Origin of the sequence: Brevundimonas sp. NPDC046655 (assembly GCF_044901625.1) — a bacterium.
Taxonomy (GTDB): Bacteria; Pseudomonadota; Alphaproteobacteria; order Caulobacterales; family Caulobacteraceae; genus Brevundimonas.
Genome location: NZ_JBJDPV010000002.1, coordinates 286,327 through 299,642, shown reverse-complemented (window position 1 = coordinate 299,642; position 13,316 = coordinate 286,327). Strand labels below are relative to the sequence as shown.

Below are 13,316 nucleotides of genomic sequence, written 5' to 3'. Positions count from 1 at the left end.
TCAGACACATGCGCTTCACCAAAGATCACGAGTGGGTTCGCCTCGAGGGCGACGTCGCCACGGTCGGCATCTCCAAGCACGCTGCTGACGCCCTGGGCGACGTGGTGTTCGTCGAGACGCCGGAAGCCGGCAAGACCGTCTCGGTCGGCGACAGCTTCGCCGTCGTGGAATCGGTCAAGGCCGCCTCGGACGTCTATGCCCCGGTCGCCGGCGAGGTCATCGAGGGCAACGACGCCCTGGCCTCGGCCCCGGAAACCGTCAATGCCGATCCCGAAGGCGAAGGCTGGTTCGCCAAGATCAAGGTCGCCGACGCCTCGGCCGTCGAAGCCCTGATGGACCAGGCCGCCTACGACGCCTACCTGACCACCCTCTAAGACCCGACGTCGTCCCCGGGCGGCGCGGCGCGCCGATCCGGGATCGCCGGATTTCCCGCCGCTTGAAGCGCTCCCGGAGCGTCGCGACAGCGACACTCCGGGATGCCGCCGAGGACCTGTAATGCGCTACCTCCCCCTGACGCCCGACGACCGTGAGGCCATGCTGGCCGCCATCGGCGCCAAATCCATCGACGACCTGTTTGTCGACGTGCCGCAGGCCGCGCGCCGTGACGGCTTTGTCGACCTGCCCCGCGTGGCGGGCGAACTGGAGGTCGAACGCGCCCTCTCGGCCATGGCGGGCAAGAACGCCACGGCCTCGACCGTGCCCTTCTTCTGCGGCGCCGGCGCCTACAAGCACCACGTCCCGGCCACGGTCGATCACGTGATCCAGCGGTCGGAGTTCCTGACCAGCTACACCCCCTATCAGCCGGAAATCGCCCAGGGCACCCTGCAGTATCTTTACGAGTTCCAGACCCAGGTCGCGAACCTGACCGGCATGGAAGTCGCCAACGCCTCCCTCTATGACGGTTCGACCGCCATGGCCGAGGGCGTGCTGATGGCCACCCGCGTGACCCGCCGCAACAAGGCCGTCATCTCAGGCGGCGTGCACCCGCACTACGTCAAGGCCACCGAGACCGTGGTCCACGCCGTCGGCGTCGAGACTGAAGCCCTGACCGCCGCCGTTGACGCCGAAGACGCCGTCATCGCGGCCATCGACAAGGACACGGCCTGCGTCGTCGTCCAGACCCCCAACGTCTTCGGCACCGCCACCGACGTGACCCGGATCGCCGAGGCCGCTCACGCCGCCGGCGCCCTGCTGATCGTCGTCGTCACCGAAGCCGTGTCGATGGGCCTGCTGAAGTCGCCCGGCGAAATGGGCGCCGACATCGTCGCGGCCGAAGGCCAGTCGATCGGCAACGCCCTGAACTTCGGCGGCCCCTACATCGGCCTGTTCGCCACCCGCGAGAAGCTGCTGCGCCAGACGCCCGGCCGCTATTGCGGTGAGACGGTCGACGCCGACGGCCGTCGCGGCTTCGTCCTGACCCTGTCGACGCGCGAGCAGCACATCCGCCGCGACAAGGCCACGTCGAACATCTGCACCAACTCGGGCCTGTGCTGCCTGGCCTTCACCATCCACATGAGCCTGCTGGGCGAGACGGGCCTGCGCCAGATGGCCCTGCTCAACCACGAGAAGGCGCTCGCCACCCGCGACGCCCTGGCCGCCATTCCCGGCGTCGAGATCCTGACCCCGCGCTTCTTCAACGAGTTCGCGGTCAAGCTGCCCAAGAACGCCGCCGATGTCGTCCAGACCCTGGCCGATCACCATATCCTGGCCGGCGTGCCCTACAGCCGTCTGAATCCGGAAGCAGGCCTCGACGACGTCCTGCTGGTCGCCGCCACCGAGACCACGCTGGACGCCGATATCAAGATCATGGCGAGCGCGCTCGCCAAGGTCCTGGCGGCCTGAGGGGAGATAGAACCATGAGCACGATGAACACTGTCGGCCGTCCGACCACCCCGAACGCCCTGCCGGACAACGACTACAAGCACCCGACCCTGACGGGCGCGCGCGGCCTGCTGCAGGACGAGGCCCTGATCTTCGAAGGCGACGGCTGGAACAAGACCGGCGTCGACCTGCCCAAGCCCGCTACGGACGGTTCGGACCTGGGCGACCTGGTCCGCAAGGACCCGATCGGCCTGCCCGGCCTGTCGGAACCCGAGGCCATGCGCCACTATGTGCGCCTGAGCCAGAAGAACCACGCCATCGACCTGGCCATCTATCCGCTGGGTTCGTGCACGATGAAGCACAACCCGCGCCTGAACGAGAAGATGGCGCGTCTGCCGGGCTTCTCGGACATCCACCCGCTGCAGCCGCAGTCGACGGTGCAGGGCGCGCTGGAGCTGATGGACCACCTGGCCCACTGGCTGACGACGCTGACGGGCATGCCCGCGGTCGCCCTGTCGCCCAAGGCGGGCGCGCACGGCGAGCTGTGCGGCCTGATGGCCATCCGCGCCGCCCACGAAGCCAAGGGCGAGCATGAGCAGCGCCGCAAGGTGCTGGTCCCGACCTCGGCGCACGGCACCAACCCGGCCACCGCCGCCTTCGTCGGCTATTCGGTCGTCGAGGTCGCCCAGACTGACGACGGTCGCGTGGACGTGGCCGACCTGGCCGCCAAGCTGGGGCCGGACGTGGCCGCCATCATGGTCACCAACCCGAACACCTGCGGCCTGTTCGAGCGCGACATCCTGGAAATCAGCCGCCTGACCCACGAAGCAGGCGCCTACTTCTACTGCGACGGCGCCAACTTCAACGCCATCGTCGGCCGGGTGCGCCCGGGCGATTTGGGCGTCGACGCCATGCACATCAACCTGCACAAGACCTTCTCGACGCCGCACGGCGGCGGCGGTCCCGGCGCGGGTCCGGTGGTGCTGTCCGAAGCCCTGGCCCCCTTCGCCCCCGCTCCGTGGGTCGTGAACACCGGCGACGGCTACAAGCTGGTCGAGCGTGAGGAAGACGAGGCCAAGGACGCCTTCGGCCGTCTCTGCGCCTTCCAGGGCCAGATGGGCATGTATGTGCGCGCCCTGTCCTACATGATGTCTCACGGCTCGGACGGCCTGCGGCAGGTCGCCGAGGACGCCGTCCTGAACGCCAACTACATCAAGGCCCGACTGCAGGACTTGATGAGCCCGGCCTTCCCCGAGGGGCCGTGCATGCACGAAGCCCTGTTCGACGATGAATGGCTGAAGGGCACGGACATCACCACGCTCGACTTCGCCAAGGCGATGATCGACGAGGGCTTCCACCCGATGACCATGTATTTCCCGCTGGTCGTCCACGGGGCCATGCTGATCGAGCCGACCGAGACGGAATCCAAGGCCGAGTTGGATCGCTTCATCCATGCCATGCGCCTGCTGGCCGAAGCGGCGAAAGCCGGCGACGTCGATCGCTTCAAGGGCGCGCCCTTCCATGCGCCCCTGCGGCGTCTGGACGAGACCCGCGCCGCGCGCTCGCCGCGTCTGCGCTGGTCGGCTCCGGAAGGCTCCAACATCGCCGCCGAGTAGCCCTGAAAGCCAGACCTGAAGTGAAGCGCCGTGTCTTTCGAGACACGGCGTTTTGCTATTCAGGCCCCTCTTACGAAAGCTTCATGGGCACGCCACGGTTCGGCCTTGTCGTTCGTGTCTAAGATGACTGTGACGGCGTCGCCACGGTCGGCGTGAACTTCCGCGAGGAAGGATCGCACCGCACGAGGAAGCGTTGTCCCCCTGCCTCCTCCCTCCCGCCTGTGACGCCTGTGACCCTCGCCCTGATCCCCTTCCGTGCAGACGGTCGGCCTCGTCCGAGGCCCGGACTGCTGCGCCGTGCGAAGCGACTGGGGATGATGGCCCTGGGCTTCCTGATCATCGGCCTGGGCATCCTGATCGCCCCCCTGCCCGGCCCCGGCGGCGTCCCGGTCATCGCCCTGGGCCTGGTGCTGCTGCTGCGCAATTCCTGGTGGGCCAAGCGCCAGTTCATCCGCGCCCAGCACGCGCGGCCCAAGTGGGTCTATCCCTTCCGCCGCCTGATGCGGAAGAAGCCGGAGATCGCGCCGGTCTTCTGGCAGCAGGCCCTTCGCGCCGAGAAGGTGGTGTTTCGCAAACGCCCCTCGCGGCAACTGATCCGGGTTCGCAAGCGCGCTCGCCGCGTCCTGCGCCGCGCCTTCCGCTGAACAGCGACGCTTCGCCGCACACGGTAACGTGAACGGCGGTGCGATCGCGTTTGCGCCGAACGGCGTATGCTCATCCCCGCGTAGTCAAAAAGCAGATGGCGTTGGGAGGCGCTTTTCTCATGATGTCACGCGTAAAACAGGGAATCGCCGCCGGCTTTGCAGCCACCGTCGCGGTCTCCATTCTTGAAGCGGCGAACCTGCTGTTCGCCAAGATCTTCGATCCCTTCCCCGAAATCGTCGCCCGTATGTTCCAGTTGGGCGACAACCTGATGGCGGGGTGGGCCATCCACTTCGTGATCGGGTCCCTGGTCATGGGACCGCTGTTCGCGCTTCTCTATCCCCGTCTGCCGACCAATACGCCCGAAACCAAGGGCATCCTGTTCGCGGTGGCGGCCTGGGTAGGCATGATGCTGATCATCAGCATGATGGGCGATCCGCGCACCTTCTCGGGCAGCGCCGGCTTCGGCACCTTCGGCTGGATGCTGATCACCCACATGATCTTCGGCGGGGTGATGGGCAATGTCTTCGCCCGCCTGCTGGCTCGCGAGAAACGCGCCGCTGGCTTCATCCACGGCGCCCCCGCCCACTAAGAAGGGCGCGCGTCTGAAATGCAAAAGGCCCCGCCGTCGCCGGCGGGGCCTGATGTGTTTGTCACTGTAACCGCGATCAGTTCAGCTTGTCGCCGATCTGGGCGATGGCGGCGTCGATCAGCGGGTCCGACTTGGCGGCGGCCAGACGGTCGGTCAGGATGTCCTGAGCAGCCTTGGCGGCCAGGTCGGCGGCCACAGCCTTGACCTCGGTCGTGGCCTGGGCCTCGGCTTGGGCGATGCGACGCTCGGCCAGGGCCTGACGACGGGTCAGGGCCTCTTCCAGCTTGGCCTTGGCTTCGGCCTCGATGCGACGAGCGTCAGCTTCGGCGGCGGCCAGCATGTCAGCGGCCTGGGCTTCGGCTTCGGCCTTCTCCTGACGGATTTGGGCCAGCATGGCTTCGGCTTCGGCGCGCAGGCGAGCGGCTTCGTCCAGTTCCGACTGAATCTTGGCGCCCTTGTCGTCCAGGGCCTTGGCGACCATTTTCGGCACGCCGGCGGCGATGACGATGGCCACAAAGATCAGCAGGCCGACCAGGACCCACAGTTCAGCGCTGCCGAGGCTCCAGAAGCCCGGCTCCATGAACATGTTCATATCAGGCGGCTCCCTTGACGGCGGCGGCGACTTCAGCGGCGGTCGGGGCCTTGCCCGTCAGACGCTCGATCATGGCGTGAGCCGTGTCGGCGGCGACGGTCGAGACATGAACCATGGCGGCGTCGCGAGTCTTGGCGATGGCGGCCTCGGCTTCGGCGATGCGCGCCGAAACGACGGCTTCTTCCTGGGCCTGACGCGCCTGAGCTTCCTCGGCGACGCGGGCCTTGGCGGCGACGGCGGTGGCGCGAGCCTCGGCCCGGGCCTTTTCGACCTCGGCCTTGGCGGCTTCGGCCTGACCGGCGGCTTCGGCCTGAACCGAACGCGCGGTGGCGACCGCCGACGAAATGGTCTCGGCCCGTTCGTCAAGCACGCGACGCAGACGCGGCGCGAAGACCTTGGCGATCAGGATGTAGAGAATGACGAACAGGAACAGCAGGTAGACGATCTGCCCGCCCCAGTGGGCGAAGTCGAACTGCGGCAGGCCGCCCGATTCGTGATGGGCTTCCGGAACCGCCGTCTCGGTGTGCAGATCCGCCTCAACCGAAGGCGGGATCGCAGCAATAGGGGTAGGTGTCGTGGCCATAACCGTGCTGTCGAAAATCAGAATGAAGGCGGCGCCGCGGACCCCAGGCCCAGCGGCGCCGACTCGAAAAGGCGTTCGGGTGAACCGATCAGCCGAAGATCATCAGGACGCCCAGCACGAAGGCCAGGATGCCCAGGGCTTCCGCCAGGGCGGCGCCGACGAACAGGTTGCCGACTTGGCCGGCGGCGGCCGACGGGTTGCGCAGGGCGCCCGACAGGAATTGGCCGAAGATGTTGCCCACGCCGACGGCCGAGCCGATCATGCCGAGGGTAGCCAGACCGGCGCCGATGTACTTGGCGGCTTCAGCGTCCATGATGTGTATCCTAGAGTTGGAGTTTGGAGGTTGGGGTTTAGAGACTGGTCCAGCCCTTAGTGGGCGTGGTCCAGGTTGACCACATCATTGAGATAGATGCAGGCCAGAACGGCGAAAACGAAAGCCTGAAGGAAGGCCACGAGGAATTCCAGAGCCGTCAGCGCGACGACCATGCCCAGCGACAGGGCGGCGACCGGGAAGGCCAGCAGGTTCAGACCGCCGCCCATGGCCAGAGCGCCCAGGGAGACGACGAAACCGGCGAAGATCTTCAGCGCCACGTGACCGCCCAGCATGTTGCCGAACAGACGAAGGGCCAGGGTGACCGGACGCAGCAGGAAGGAGACGAACTCGATCAGGCCGACCACAGGGCGCAGCGCCAGCGGCGCGCCCATGGGCCAGAACAGCTTGAAGAAGCCCAGACCGTTCTTGGCGAAACCGACCACGACCACCAGACCGAAGGTCAGGACCGCGAAGGTCACCGTCACGGCCAGTTGCGAGGTGGCGGTGAAGGTCATGAACATGCCGAGGATGTTCATGATCAGGATCAGGGTGAACAGGGTGAAGATGAAGGGGAAATACTTGCGCCCCTCGTGACCGATGATCGAGTCGGTCAGGTTGTCGATCATGCCGAACAGGCTCTCGCCCGCCGCCTGCAGGCGCCCCGGCACGACCTTGGCGCCCGAGGTGACCATGGCCAGGAAGCCGACCACCAGGATGAAACCCAGGGTCATGGCGATGTGCGAATTGGTGATGGCGAGATCAACCACGCCCACGCCGGGCAGCGTGACGTCAGGAAGGTCCACGACCTTCTGGATCTGGAACTGGTGAATCGGATCGGCCATGGGGCCTTTCGCTCCTTAGTCTTTCTCGCCGGCTTCCTCGAAGGGGATGGCCTCAGCCTGTATCCCCGCCGCCTTAGCCTGCGCCATCAGCCGATTGGCCGTCCGGCGCGCCATCCACAACGACAAGGCGAAGCCCAACAGGACCCCGCCGATCAAACCCCAAGGCGCCGTGCCGAACACACGGTCGACGCCGAAACCAATAGCAATCCCTACGATCACGCCGCCGAGCAATTCGGCGATGATCTTGTAGGCCTGGCTCGTCACGGCATGCGCCGAGATTTCCGCCGACCGGGCGTTGGCCGTCCGCGCCTCAAGTTCGGATGCGCTCTTGGCGAGGCGTGCGATCACCTCTTCGCGCGATTCCTTCGTAGGAGACATGGTTGCTTCGCCCAGCGCCCGGCGAGAACGCCGAGAAGGTCTGAATTCGGCGCGGAACCTATAGACCGAGGGGCGGAAGGTCAAGACGCGGAAACCCACCGCCAAGAACCTGAAAATTCAGCATTTATTGCTGGTTCCGTCTCGGCCGTGGCGATGCGTCGCTGCCTGTAGTGCGACTCTCAGTCCTCGCTGACGAAATCCTGGGCGAACTCGGGCGACGCCTCGTCCAGCGCGGTCAGCAGATCCTCACCCTCGCTGTCGCCGCTGCGGGTCGGATCCGGGACTTCGAAGCCCACCGGGATCGACAGGTCCAGCAGGCCCGCCGCCTTCATCTCCTGCACGCCCGGCAGGTCGTAGAGACTGGCCAGGCTGAAATGCTCCAGGAAGCGATCGGTCGTGGCGTAGGTGACAGGCCGACCCGGCGTGCGCCGACGCCCGCGCAGGCGCACGAAGTCCATCTCCAGCAGCAGGTCCAGCGTCCCCTTGGACAGGGAGACGCCGCGCACGCTCTCGATCTCGGCGCGAGTGCAGGGCTGGTGGTAGGCGATGATGGCCAGGGTCTCGAGCGCGGCCTTGGACAGGCGGCGCGGCTCCTCGCGCTCCTCGGTCATCAGGAAGCCCAGGTCGACGGCGGTGCGGAAGCGCCAACGGTCGGCCACGCATTCCAGCTCGACACCCCTGCCCTGATAGCGTTGGCGCAGTGAAGCGATGGCCCGGCCCGCGTCGGCGCCCTCGGGCAAACGGCGCGCGATCTCGGCGGCAGACAGAGGCGCGGCTGCGGCGAACAGCAGGGCCTCGACCCGGCGCTCGATCTCGGTGTCGTCGGGTTTGAAGCTGAGGTCAGACATCAGCACACCCAATCCCGCTCATTCCGGCGAAGGCCGGGATCCAGATTATAGGGCGTGAAGGCTTGCGGGACGGGTCTGCGAAAAACGAGCACGAGAGTTCTTGCATCTGGATCCCGGCCTTCGCCGGGATGAGCGAATGGTGGGGACTCACGGCGTCAGCTCCAGCGGTTGGCCGAAGCCCCGGCGTTTGAGGAAGAGGTCGGCGAAGGCCTCGGCCTGGCGCACGTCCATGGCCCCCTCCTTCACCAGCTCAAGACTGGCCGACAGGGTGGAGGCGGTATAGCTGGCCTGGCTGGGCCCCTCCCCGTCTTCGTTCTCACGTGCGGGCGCCACCTGATCCAGCGGCGTCCAATCGGCCAGGCGCGGCATCATGGAGCGCAGCCAGTCGCGCGCGGCTTCCAGCTGGAAGGCCTCGACCCGCTGGCCGGGGGCATAGTTGCGACGTTCCTCGCGCCGACGCTGGGCCACATAGGCGGCCATCAGCTCATAGAGGCTGGCGTCCACGCGGTCGGATGGGATGATGACGGTGGCTTCGGGATCGCCACGGGTGAAGACGTCGCGCTTCAGCTGCGGGCGGCTGGTAATGGCCTCGACCGAGCGGCGCATGGCCTCCAGCTTTTGCAGGCGAAACGCCAGGGCGGCGGCCATTTCCTCGGCCGGCGGCTCCTCGGCCTTGCCCTTTTCGTTGCGGGGGAGCAGCAGACGCGACTTCAGATAGGCCAGCCAGGAGGCCATCACCAGGTAGTCGGCCGCCATGGCGAAGTTGCGCCGCCGCGCCTCGTGAACGAAAGCCAGATACTGTTCCGCCAGCTTGGTGATCGACAGCTTCAGCAGGTCCACCTTCTGCGTGCGCGCCAGCGCCAGCAGGACATGAAGCGGTCCTTCATAGCCTTCCAGATCGACGACGAAGGCCTCGGCGGCGTCAGCATCATCGACGGCGGCGAAGTCCAGATTGGGCCGGAACGCCTGGTCCATCATGTCAGGCCAGATCCGGGGCTTGCGCCTCGCCGACGTCCGGCCCCTTGGCGGCGTCGAAACGACCGCTCAGGGCCGCCTCCAGTCGGGCGCGGGCCTCGGCCACGTCGAGCGGTTCGGGGGTATGGACGATGCGCTTCAGCGCAGCCTCGGCGCGGCGCCTGGCCTCGCCTTTCAGCTTGCCGGTCCCCTCGGCCACCTGACGCATTTCGTCGAGGTCGCCGTTGCAGTGCAGGATGACGTCGCAGCCCGCCTTCAGCGACTGTTCGGCCCGCACGGTCAGGGTCCCCGACAGGGCCTTCATCGACAGGTCGTCGGACATGATCAGGCCCGAGAACCCCAGATGCTCGCGCATCAGGCGGATGCCCTTCTTGGACGTGGTAGCCGGGCGCTTGGCGTCGACGGCGGTGAAGACGACGTGGGCCGTCATGGCCATCGGCATGTCCGACAGAGCCTTGAACGGGGCGAAGTCCCAGGCGTCCAGCGTCGCCAGATCCGTCTCGACCACCGGCAGGTGATGGTGGCTGTCGGCGAAGGCGCGGCCGTGGCCGGGGATGTGCTTGATGATGGGCAGGACGCCGCCGGCCAGCAGACCTTCCGCGGCCGCCCGGCCCAGTTGGGTCACGGTTACGGGGTCCTGGGCATAGGCGCGGTCGCCGATGATGTCGTGGGCGCCCGGCACCGGCACGTCCAGCACCGGCACGCAGTCCACGGTGATGCCCAGCGCACGCAGGTCGTGGGCGATCAGACGCGCCCCCAGACGCACCAGCTCGCGCGCCGCCATCGGATCGTTGACGGCCTTCAGATAGGCCGAACCGGGCGGATACTTGGGCCAGTGCGGCGGGCCGAGGCGCTGCACCCGGCCGCCCTCCTGATCGATCAGGACGGGAGCGTCGGCGCGGCCCACGCTGTCGCGCAGGTCGTCGACCAGAGCCTTGACCTGGGCGGGGCTGTCCACGTTGCGACGGAACAGGATGAAGCCCCAGGGCCTGGTCTCGGCGAAGAAGTCGCGCTCCTCCGCCGTCAGCTTGTGGCCGGAACAGCCGTAGATGGCGGCGGAGGTCATGCGTCTTCTTTCCCGCTCGTCTTAGCGGACGATGCAGTCGCGGCCAGCGGCCTTCAGCGCGTTGCAGAAGGCGACGGCGCGCTCACGGCTCATGCCGGTGAAGGTGGTGCGATAGACGGTCGAGCCGTTGGCGGCGGTGACTTCCTGCACGCGCTTCTCGGCGCCCGAGGCGTACTGACCGAAGCGCGAGGCCACGGCGGCGTATTCACGGTCGGCGATGGCGGTCGAGGAGAAGGCGCCGATCTGCACGCCAGACGAACCGCCGGCGGCCGCCGGAACAGCCGGTGCGGCCAGAGCAGGCGCAACTGGCGCCTTGGCGACGGGCGCCGGGGTCACGGGCGCCGGCCTGGCCGGGGCAGTCACGGCGGGGGCGGCAGGCGGCAGGGCGCCGGTGGCGACCGGAGCGGCGGGCAGAGGCTGGGGCGCGGGGCGCGGAGCGACGGCTTCCGGCTCGGGGGTGAAGGTGGGGACGGCGTCCGCCGCCTCGCCGCCGTCGCGATAGACGCGCACGCCCGCTTCCGGGTCGATCGGCTGGGCGTCCAGCGGCGCCTCGACCTTCATGCTTTCGACCGGCGTGCCGACGGCGGGCGGGGCGTCGGTCGATGAGCGCACGCCCGAACGATAGAAGACCACCACGGCCACGATCAGCAGCAGCAGGACGATGGCGCTGATGATCAGGGTGATCGGCGGCGACTTGGCGGCCGGCGCCCGACGCGGATCATAGCTGCGGCGCTCGAACGGCAGGTCGTCGTCGGTGGGCGGCGTATAGGCGCCCCGCTCGCGGCCGGCGTTGGGGTTGCCTCGGTGATCGTCGTCGTAGGACATGGGTCGCGCTTTCTGGATCGGCCCCGCGCGAATCGGCGCCGGGATGTATCATTCTAGCCCGCCCGTGGCCGCTTTCGAATCACAGATCAAGCGCCAGGTCGAGGCTGAACAGCTTGCCATGCACCTCGATGGCGTAGCGGTCGGTCATGCCGGCGATATAGTCGCACACCGCCCGCGCCCGCTTGACCGGATCCTCCGACATCGCCGGGGCCGACCATTCGGGCGGCATGACCTCGGGCTCTTCCATGAAGAGGTGGAACAGCTGCGACAGGACGCGGCGCGCCTGACTGCGGGTGCGGTTGACCCGATAGTGGCGATACATCCGCTCGAACAGGAAGCGGCGCAGCACGCCCAGATCGGCCATCATGCCGGCTGAGAACTGCACCATCATCTGCGGGGCCAGACGCACGTCCTCGACGGTGACGATGCGATGCTCGGCCAGGCGACGCCCGGTCTCGGCCAGGACGTCGTCGACCATGATGCCGATCATGCGGCGCACGGCCTCCAGCCGCACCATGCGGTCGTCCAGGGCGGGCCAGTCGCGACGGACCTCGGCCAGGCAGGGCCCGATCAGCGGCACCTCGGCCAGATCGGCCAGGGTGAAAAGCCCCGCCTGCACCCCGTCGTCCACGTCGTGGTTGTTATAGGCGATGTCGTCGGCGATGGCCGCGCATTGGGCCTCCAGCGAGGCGAAGGTGTCCAGCCGCAGATCCCAGTTCGCCGCCCCGCCCGGCGCATAGGCCGCCACCGTCTTCCACGCCGGGTCGTCCAGGTGATGCATCACCGGGCCGTTGTGCTTGATGACGCCCTCGACCGTCTCCCAGCTCAGGTTCAGACCAGGGAATTTCGGATAGCGGACTTCCAGCTCGGTGATGACGCGGAAGCTCTGGACGTTGTGATCAAAGCCGCCGTAGTTCGCCATCTGGGCCTGAAGTTCGTCCTCGCCGGCATGAGCAAACGGCGGGTGGCCCAGGTCGTGGGCCAGGGCGATGGTCTCGGCCAGATCATCGTCCAGCCGCAGGGCGTGGGCCAGCGACCGGGCGATCTGGGCCACCTCCAGACTGTGGGTCAGGCGGGTGCGATAGTGATCGCCCTCGTGCGCCACGAAGACCTGGGTCTTCTCCTTAAGGCGACGAAACGCCGTGGCGTGAATGATGCGGTCGCGGTCGCGGGCGAAGGGGGTGCGGGTGCGGCTGGCGGGCTCGAAAACATGGCGGCCACGGCTGGCGGCGGGGTCTTCGGCGAAGGACGCGCGGGTCTGGCTCAAGGCGGACAGCACTTCTATTGCGACACAGGCCTTTGCGAACGCCTGTCAGCTCCTCATATAGAGAGCCGTGAGCACCGTCCAATCCACAGAATCAGTCCGCGACCTGTCGCTTTCGGTTTCCCCCCGCGCCCCGGAAGGCATCCTTCTGGCCGAAAGCGCGGCGAAACGTCTGGCCAGGCTGGCCGAGATCGAGGGCAGGCCGATAATGCTGCGCGTCGCCGTCGACGGCGGCGGCTGCTCGGGCTTCCAGTACCGGCTGGAACTGGTCGACGCGGCCGAGGCCGATGACCTGGTCATCCGCCGCGACGGTCAGGCGGCGGTGATCGACCCGGTGTCCATCCCCTTCCTCAAGGGGTCCGAGATCGCCTTCGTCGACGAACTGGCGGGCGCGCAGTTCGTGGTGCGCAACCCCAACGCCTCATCCAGCTGCGGCTGCGGGGTCAGCTTCGCCATCTAGGGCCACGCTTGGCGCGAGGGTGACCAGCGCCCATGTTCGCCTCATGCGCCGCCTGATCCTCATGACCCTGCTTCTGGTCGCCGCACCGGTGGCCGCGACCGCCCAGACCTGGCCCGGCTGGCCCGGTCCGCCGCCGCTCGGGTACGACCCCGGCTCGGCCATCGCCGACCAGCACCGGATCGAGATGGACCGCCTGCGCAACCAGGCCGCCGAGCGCGAGGCTCTGGTCCAGCAGCAGCGGTTGCAGACGCAACTGACCATCCTGCAGCTTCAGGCCGCACGCCAGCCGACGCCGCCCATGCCCCCGCCGACCGCCTATGTCCTATCGCCCGAAGAAGCGCGGCAGGCCCGCGAGGCCCAGACCGCCCGGCGCGAGGAGATGGTGCGCGGCGTCACCGAGATCGACGCCTGGCTGGACCGCCGCCCGCACTGAGCCTTCGTTACAATTGCATCCCTTCCCCGCCGCCCGCGTTTTCGCCTAGCTTCGGGCGAGACTTCA

At 67.7% G+C, this 13,316-nt stretch carries 17 protein-coding genes; 7 read left to right on the top strand and 10 right to left on the bottom strand.

Features of this window, described 5'->3' with window-relative positions:
- Positions 1–8: 8 nt before the first annotated feature.
- The 5 genes from gcvH to ACI2KI_RS09190 all read left to right on the top strand — a co-directional run bounded on the left by gcvH (position 9) and on the right by ACI2KI_RS09190 (position 4,671).
- Complete coding sequence (gcvH, locus tag ACI2KI_RS09210; RefSeq protein ID WP_313105334.1) at positions 9–374, top strand: glycine cleavage system protein GcvH; 366 nt, start codon at positions 9–11, stop codon at positions 372–374.
- A 121-nt stretch (positions 375–495) separates the two neighbouring features.
- The gene (gcvPA, locus tag ACI2KI_RS09205) at positions 496–1,842 is read left to right on the top strand and encodes an aminomethyl-transferring glycine dehydrogenase subunit GcvPA (protein ID WP_404619448.1); all 1,347 of its coding nucleotides are present in this window, start codon (positions 496–498) and stop codon (positions 1,840–1,842) included.
- Positions 1,843–1,856: 14 nt separating this feature from the next.
- Positions 1,857–3,437: an aminomethyl-transferring glycine dehydrogenase subunit GcvPB gene (gene gcvPB / locus ACI2KI_RS09200; RefSeq protein WP_404619446.1), complete on the top strand. Its 1,581-nt coding sequence runs from the start codon at positions 1,857–1,859 to the stop codon at positions 3,435–3,437.
- A 230-nt stretch (positions 3,438–3,667) separates the two neighbouring features.
- A complete protein-coding gene (locus tag ACI2KI_RS09195; RefSeq protein ID WP_404619444.1) occupies positions 3,668–4,081 on the top strand; it encodes a hypothetical protein in 414 nt (137 codons plus the stop codon).
- 119 nt (positions 4,082–4,200) lie between these two features.
- Complete coding sequence (locus tag ACI2KI_RS09190; RefSeq protein ID WP_292083985.1) at positions 4,201–4,671, top strand: DUF6789 family protein; 471 nt, start codon at positions 4,201–4,203, stop codon at positions 4,669–4,671.
- A 76-nt stretch (positions 4,672–4,747) separates the two neighbouring features.
- Here the strand turns inward: ACI2KI_RS09190 and ACI2KI_RS09185 are convergent, their stop codons facing one another.
- The 10 genes from ACI2KI_RS09185 to ACI2KI_RS09140 all read right to left on the bottom strand — a co-directional run bounded on the left by ACI2KI_RS09185 (position 4,748) and on the right by ACI2KI_RS09140 (position 12,360).
- Entirely contained in the window at positions 4,748–5,263 is a 516-nt protein-coding gene (locus ACI2KI_RS09185; RefSeq protein ID WP_404619442.1) for a F0F1 ATP synthase subunit B, read from the bottom strand.
- A gap of 1 nt (position 5,264) precedes the next feature.
- Entirely contained in the window at positions 5,265–5,846 is a 582-nt protein-coding gene (locus tag ACI2KI_RS09180; RefSeq protein ID WP_292083988.1) for a hypothetical protein, read from the bottom strand.
- 88 nt (positions 5,847–5,934) lie between these two features.
- A complete protein-coding gene (locus ACI2KI_RS09175; protein WP_207822907.1) occupies positions 5,935–6,159 on the bottom strand; it encodes a F0F1 ATP synthase subunit C in 225 nt (74 codons plus the stop codon).
- A 56-nt stretch (positions 6,160–6,215) separates the two neighbouring features.
- Positions 6,216–7,001, bottom strand: coding sequence for a F0F1 ATP synthase subunit A (locus ACI2KI_RS09170; RefSeq protein ID WP_292083989.1), 786 nt, complete (start codon positions 6,999–7,001; stop codon positions 6,216–6,218).
- A gap of 15 nt (positions 7,002–7,016) precedes the next feature.
- On the bottom strand, positions 7,017–7,379 hold the full coding sequence (locus ACI2KI_RS09165) for an AtpZ/AtpI family protein (RefSeq protein ID WP_292083990.1): 363 nt from the start codon (positions 7,377–7,379) through the stop codon (positions 7,017–7,019).
- 179 nt (positions 7,380–7,558) lie between these two features.
- Positions 7,559–8,227, bottom strand: a complete 669-nt coding sequence (gene scpB, locus ACI2KI_RS09160; protein ID WP_404619440.1) for an SMC-Scp complex subunit ScpB — start codon at positions 8,225–8,227, stop codon at positions 7,559–7,561.
- 147 nt (positions 8,228–8,374) lie between these two features.
- Complete coding sequence (locus tag ACI2KI_RS09155) at positions 8,375–9,202, bottom strand: segregation and condensation protein A (RefSeq protein ID WP_404619615.1); 828 nt, start codon at positions 9,200–9,202, stop codon at positions 8,375–8,377.
- A 4-nt stretch (positions 9,203–9,206) separates the two neighbouring features.
- Positions 9,207–10,268: a beta-N-acetylhexosaminidase gene (gene nagZ / locus ACI2KI_RS09150; RefSeq protein ID WP_404619438.1), complete on the bottom strand. Its 1,062-nt coding sequence runs from the start codon at positions 10,266–10,268 to the stop codon at positions 9,207–9,209.
- Positions 10,269–10,289: 21 nt separating this feature from the next.
- A complete protein-coding gene (locus ACI2KI_RS09145; protein WP_404619436.1) occupies positions 10,290–11,093 on the bottom strand; it encodes an SPOR domain-containing protein in 804 nt (267 codons plus the stop codon).
- A gap of 79 nt (positions 11,094–11,172) precedes the next feature.
- A complete protein-coding gene (locus ACI2KI_RS09140) occupies positions 11,173–12,360 on the bottom strand; it encodes a deoxyguanosinetriphosphate triphosphohydrolase (RefSeq protein ID WP_404619434.1) in 1,188 nt (395 codons plus the stop codon).
- Between the two features lie 103 nt (positions 12,361–12,463).
- Here ACI2KI_RS09140 and ACI2KI_RS09135 point away from each other — a divergent pair, with 103 nt between their 5' ends.
- Both ACI2KI_RS09135 and ACI2KI_RS09130 read left to right on the top strand, forming a co-directional pair.
- On the top strand, positions 12,464–12,817 hold the full coding sequence (locus ACI2KI_RS09135) for a HesB/IscA family protein (RefSeq protein WP_404619613.1): 354 nt from the start codon (positions 12,464–12,466) through the stop codon (positions 12,815–12,817).
- Positions 12,818–12,860: 43 nt separating this feature from the next.
- Positions 12,861–13,250, top strand: a complete 390-nt coding sequence (locus tag ACI2KI_RS09130) for a hypothetical protein (protein ID WP_404619432.1) — start codon at positions 12,861–12,863, stop codon at positions 13,248–13,250.
- The last annotated feature ends 66 nt before the right edge of the window (positions 13,251–13,316 follow it).

What these genes read in the sequence shown, in the direction of transcription:
- gcvPA (WP_404619448.1), top strand. Translation starts at nt 496, where the DNA reads ATGCGCTACCTCCCCCTGACGCCCGACGACCGTGAGGCCATGCTGGCC.
- ACI2KI_RS09190 (WP_292083985.1), top strand. Translation starts at nt 4,201, where the DNA reads ATGATGTCACGCGTAAAACAGGGAATCGCCGCCGGCTTTGCAGCCACC.
- ACI2KI_RS09145 (WP_404619436.1), bottom strand. Translation starts at nt 11,093, where the DNA reads ATGTCCTACGACGACGATCACCGAGGCAACCCCAACGCCGGCCGCGAG.
- scpB (WP_404619440.1), bottom strand. Translation starts at nt 8,227, where the DNA reads ATGTCTGACCTCAGCTTCAAACCCGACGACACCGAGATCGAGCGCCGG.
- nagZ (WP_404619438.1), bottom strand. Translation starts at nt 10,268, where the DNA reads ATGACCTCCGCCGCCATCTACGGCTGTTCCGGCCACAAGCTGACGGCG.
- ACI2KI_RS09170 (WP_292083989.1), bottom strand. Translation starts at nt 7,001, where the DNA reads ATGGCCGATCCGATTCACCAGTTCCAGATCCAGAAGGTCGTGGACCTT.
- ACI2KI_RS09180 (WP_292083988.1), bottom strand. Translation starts at nt 5,846, where the DNA reads ATGGCCACGACACCTACCCCTATTGCTGCGATCCCGCCTTCGGTTGAG.
- gcvH (WP_313105334.1), top strand. Translation starts at nt 9, where the DNA reads ATGCGCTTCACCAAAGATCACGAGTGGGTTCGCCTCGAGGGCGACGTC.
- ACI2KI_RS09155 (WP_404619615.1), bottom strand. Translation starts at nt 9,202, where the DNA reads ATGGACCAGGCGTTCCGGCCCAATCTGGACTTCGCCGCCGTCGATGAT.
- ACI2KI_RS09165 (WP_292083990.1), bottom strand. Translation starts at nt 7,379, where the DNA reads ATGTCTCCTACGAAGGAATCGCGCGAAGAGGTGATCGCACGCCTCGCC.
- ACI2KI_RS09130 (WP_404619432.1), top strand. Translation starts at nt 12,861, where the DNA reads ATGCGCCGCCTGATCCTCATGACCCTGCTTCTGGTCGCCGCACCGGTG.
- ACI2KI_RS09185 (WP_404619442.1), bottom strand. Translation starts at nt 5,263, where the DNA reads ATGAACATGTTCATGGAGCCGGGCTTCTGGAGCCTCGGCAGCGCTGAA.
- gcvPB (WP_404619446.1), top strand. Translation starts at nt 1,857, where the DNA reads ATGAGCACGATGAACACTGTCGGCCGTCCGACCACCCCGAACGCCCTG.
- ACI2KI_RS09175 (WP_207822907.1), bottom strand. Translation starts at nt 6,159, where the DNA reads ATGGACGCTGAAGCCGCCAAGTACATCGGCGCCGGTCTGGCTACCCTC.